1 protein-coding gene is annotated in these 2,857 nt (G+C 59.5%); it reads right to left on the bottom strand.

What is annotated here, in order from left to right; all coding sequences use genetic code 11:
* Positions 1 to 263 precede the first annotated feature (263 nt).
* Positions 264 to 2,468, bottom strand: coding sequence for a catalase/peroxidase HPI (gene katG, locus PMI34_RS04440; protein ID WP_008053146.1), 2,205 nt, complete (start codon positions 2,466 to 2,468; stop codon positions 264 to 266).
* Positions 2,469 to 2,857 lie beyond the last annotated feature (389 nt).

Here is a 2,857-nt window from a genome sequence, read left to right as displayed (position 1 = left end):
ATCGCGGTACGTCAGGCAGGCCGTGTCAGCTGGACTCACGACTGCTTCGCAGCCGAACGCAGCCTCGCGGGCTCGGCAGCTGCTACAGATCGCATTAGCGCTATTAGCCTTCAGCGTGTCCTTTTTGTACAAGGTCGACAGCAATGGACCGGACCATGATCGCCAAGATTCATGGTCGCTGGATGCCCTCCGCTGAGGTCGGAGCCGGAGGGCGAGCCGAGGCGCTTTTTGCCGGTAATGCCAGCGTTATGACAACATCTCCTCTAGACGGTGCGGTTTAAGTCGAAACGATCCAGATTCATCACTTTGGTCCACGCAGCGACGAAGTCCTTGACGAACTTCTGTTGCGCATCGGCGGTTGCATAGAATTCGGCCAACGCACGCAACTGCGCATTGGAACCAAAGGCCAGGTCAACCCGGGTGCCCGTCCACTTCACGGCACCGGTCTTGCGATCACGCCCTTCAAACTCTTGTTGGGCATCCGATACCGGCTTCCACTCCACCCCCATATCGAGCAGATTGGTGAAGAAGTCGTTGGTCAAGGCCTCCGGACGCGTGGTGAACACACCGTGCTTGCCCTGGCCGACATTGGTGTTCAACACCCGCAAGCCACCCACCAATACCGTCATTTGCGGCGCGCTGAGCGTCAGCAGTTGTGCCTTGTCGATCAGCAGTTTTTCCGCCGACACACGGTACTGTTGCTTCAGGTAATTACGGAAGCCGTCGGCAATCGGTTCAAGGAAACCGAAGGAGTCGACATCGGTCTGCTCCTGGCTGGCGTCCATGCGTCCTGGCGTGAAAGGCACCGTCACGCTTTGGCCGGCATTTTTCGCGGCCTGCTCCACGCCCACGCCACCGGCGAGCACGATCAGGTCGGCCAGGGAGATTTTCTTGCCGCCACTGTTGAACTCGTTCTGGATGCTTTCGAGTTTTGCCAGCACGCGGGCCAGTTGTTCTGGCTGGTTGGCCTCCCAGGACTTCTGCGGCTCCAGGCGCAAGCGCCCGCCGTTGGCCCCACCGCGTTTGTCGGAGCCACGGAAAGAGGAAGCCGCCGCCCAGGCCGTCGATACCAGCTGCGAAACTGTCAGCCCCGAGGCCGCAATTTTGCCCTTGAGCACGGCGACATCGCTGTCATTGACCAGTGGATGGTCGACAGCAGGGATCGGGTCTTGCCACAGCAGCTCTTCGTTCGGCATTTCCGGGCCGAGGTAGCGTGAGAGCGGGCCCATGTCACGGTGAATGAGTTTGTACCAGGCGCGGGCGAAGGCGTCGGCCAACTGGTCTGGATTGGCCAGGAAGCGCCGGGAAATCGGCTCGTAGATCGGGTCGAAGCGTAGCGACAGGTCCGTGGTCAGCATGGTCGGATCACGCCGTTTGGACGGATCAAAGGCATCCGGAATGGTGCCGGCGCCAGCGCCGTTTTTTGGCTTCCACTGGTTTGCCCCCGCCGGGCTCTTGGTCAGTTCCCATTCGTAACCGAACAGGTTTTCCAGGTAATTGTTGCTCCACCGGGTTGGCGTAGTCGTCCAGGTCACTTCCAGGCCGCTGGAGATGGCGTCGGCACCGCTACCGGTACCGAACGTGCTCTTCCAGCCCAGGCCCTGCAGTTCGAGGCCGGCGGCTTCGGGCTCGGGTCCAACGTGATCGACAGGACCGGCACCGTGGGTTTTACCGAAGGCGTGACCGCCCGCGATCAGCGCAACGGTTTCCTCGTCGTTCATGGCCATGCGCGCAAAGGTTTCACGAATGTCCTTCCCGGCGGCGACCGGATCGGAGTTGCCTTCAGGGCCTTCGGGGTTTACGTAAATCAGGCCCATCTGCACGGCGGCAAGCGGGGTTTCCAGATTGCGTTCTGCGGGAGTTTGCCCGGCATCTTTGCCATAGCGCACGTCGCCACCCAGCCACGTGCTTTCAGAGCCCCAGTAGACGTCTTCGTCCGGTTCCCAGACATCCGGGCGGCCACCGGAAAAACCAAAGGTCTTGAAGCCCATGGATTCCAGTGCAACGTTGCCGGTGAGGACGATCAGGTCGGCCCAGGAGATTTTGTTGCCGTACTTTTGCTTGATCGGCCACAGCAACCGACGGGCCTTGTCGAGGCTGACGTTGTCGGGCCAACTGTTGAGCGGTGCAAAGCGTTGCTGGCCGGAGCCGGCGCCACCCCGGCCGTCACCGGTGCGATAGGTGCCTGCGGCGTGCCAGGACATGCGGATAAAGAAAGGCCCATAGTGACCGAAGTCCGCTGGCCACCAATCCTGGGAATCGGTCATCAATGCGGTCAGGTCTTTTTTCAGCGCCTGGTAGTCCAGGCTCTTGTAGGCTTCGGCGTAGTTGAAGTCGCCCCCCAACGGGTCAGACTTGGGCGAGTGTTGACTCAGGATCTTCAGGTTCAGTTGGTTCGGCCACCAGTCGCGGTTCGTCGTGCCACCGCCAGCGGCGTGATTGAACGGGCATTTCGATTCAGTTGACATGGCATCTCCTCTTTATTTTGTTTTCAGCTAACCATCCTTAAGCGTGGATCCGGATCACCGATTGAAGAAATAGCTTTTCGGTATGGGATCCATAGCCTTGAGGCTATGACGGCCCAGTGATCAGTCGCTCCAGACCATCCATTAAAGTACCGGACGGAGAAACTGTCGCTCCATCTGGGGGAGATAGCTGATAAACAGCTCAAATCAGTCAGGAGGTTGCCAATGCTTCCATGACCCGGAACAAAAGTGGTGGCGACGATTCGAATCGCAACGTGGCCCGAAATGTCCAGGCCGTTACTGCGCGCAATAAAAAACCGGCCTTTCAGGCTAATTAATGCGATCCGTAGCAGCTGCCGAGCCCGCGAGGCTGCGTTCGGCTGCGAAGCAGT

The organism is Pseudomonas sp. GM74 (assembly GCF_000282455.1).
GTDB lineage: Bacteria > Pseudomonadota > Gammaproteobacteria > Pseudomonadales > Pseudomonadaceae > Aquipseudomonas.
The sequence above is the reverse complement of the archived record's forward strand: the minus strand, read 5'-3'. Positions and strand labels throughout refer to the sequence as shown.

Excerpts from the sequence above, each read along its gene's own strand:
- katG (WP_008053146.1), bottom strand. The coding sequence starts at position 2,468 with ATGTCAACTGAATCGAAATGCCCGTTCAATCACGCCGCTGGCGGTGGC.